Origin of the sequence: Bartonella sp. MR100HLJHH, assembly GCF_042194215.1 — a bacterium.
In the GTDB taxonomy this organism is placed as follows: Bacteria; Pseudomonadota; Alphaproteobacteria; order Rhizobiales; family Rhizobiaceae; genus Bartonella; species Bartonella grahamii.
On the sequence record NZ_JBHIMR010000066.1, the window covers coordinates 1 to 1,221 of the forward strand.

Annotated in this window: 2 protein-coding genes and 1 pseudogene; all 3 read right to left on the minus strand. The window is 35.1% G+C overall.

Annotation, left to right across the window (positions count from 1 at the left end; translation table 11 throughout):
* Positions 1–106: pseudogene (locus ACFIJ7_RS09485) on the minus strand (XRE family transcriptional regulator); the annotation flags it as partial.
* A 65-nt stretch (positions 107–171) separates the two neighbouring features.
* The gene (locus tag ACFIJ7_RS09490; protein WP_375645185.1) at positions 172–957 is read right to left on the minus strand and encodes a DNA adenine methylase; all 786 of its coding nucleotides are present in this window, start codon (positions 955–957) and stop codon (positions 172–174) included.
* 24 nt (positions 958–981) lie between these two features.
* On the minus strand, positions 982–1,212 hold the full coding sequence (locus tag ACFIJ7_RS09495) for a hypothetical protein (protein ID WP_375645186.1): 231 nt from the start codon (positions 1,210–1,212) through the stop codon (positions 982–984).
* Positions 1,213–1,221 lie beyond the last annotated feature (9 nt).

Below are 1,221 nucleotides of genomic sequence, written 5' to 3' on the forward strand. Positions count from 1 at the left end.
AAGATAAAAATGCTACAGATATGTCTAATTTCTTAGCCATATCTAAGAGGCGTTCTGAGTGATCAACGCGAAGTTTACGTAAAATTTTACCAAAGGGTGTAAGCATCAAAAAAAGTCCTATTAGAGAAGAAATATTTTTTCTGATTCTAACAAATCTTTTTATGATTTTCTTCAATTATTACGAATCAAGAGTTCTTTTCGGGGTGGTTTTTTAGCAAAACCAGAGGTCCAAAGAGTTTCTAATTCTAAAAAGTCAAAATCCTTAAAGATCTCTCTAACCTCATCACAATCATTCAGACTCAAAACAAATTTGCCTTGAATGCTTTTGAGAACTTTTGCCATACTCACAAAATCATCTTCAACAAAATTCCCAGAGCTGTAACATTTCTTCTTCACAAGATAAGGCGGGTCTAAATAAAATAAACTGTCGGGTGCATCAAAAAGTTCGACAACTCGCTCCCACGATAAATTTAAGATTGTTGTATCAAGAAGCTTCTGTCTAACACGCCGCATCCTTGATAACAGCTTATCGGGATTAAATGCTATAGGCTTTTTCCTTCCAAAGCTAAAAGAGACATAATCTTTTTTCCCATACATCACACAACGTTGGAGAAACAAAAAACGTGCGGCTCTTTCAACTTTGGAAAGGCTTTCTGGGGCAATAGATGCAAGTTCAAAAAACAACTGTCTCGAACAAACAAACCATTCTAGTCGTTTGGCTAAATCATCAAAGTCATTTTGAACACATTGAAACAGGTTCGTAATCTCTCCATTCAGATCATTAATAACGGAATATTTTGCTGGTCTTTTATTTAGGAAAATAACACCAGAACCTAAAAACGGTTCAACATAGGTTTCATGGTCAATATTATTTAAAATCGGTATAATTTTCTTACGCAGATAGTGTTTACCACCCATCCACGCAAACAATGTTTGTGTAAATTCTTGTTTCATCATATTTTTAAAGGAGAGATTTGATATCTAACTTTTTGTTATCCACTTTTTGAGGTGTGAGAAGCTATTCTCTACGGCGTCCACGAAACGGGAAAAATCTATTACAAACATAAAGAGGATGAAGGCAATCAATTTCATGATGCGTGACATCATCTTTAAGCCTTGATAGGTCTCTATCATCTCGTGAAGAAGCTGTTGTTCTTTTTCTGTAAGACCTTTATCTTTGCTGCTTCGTTTCTTGACCATCTTTCCAACCACATAAATGGG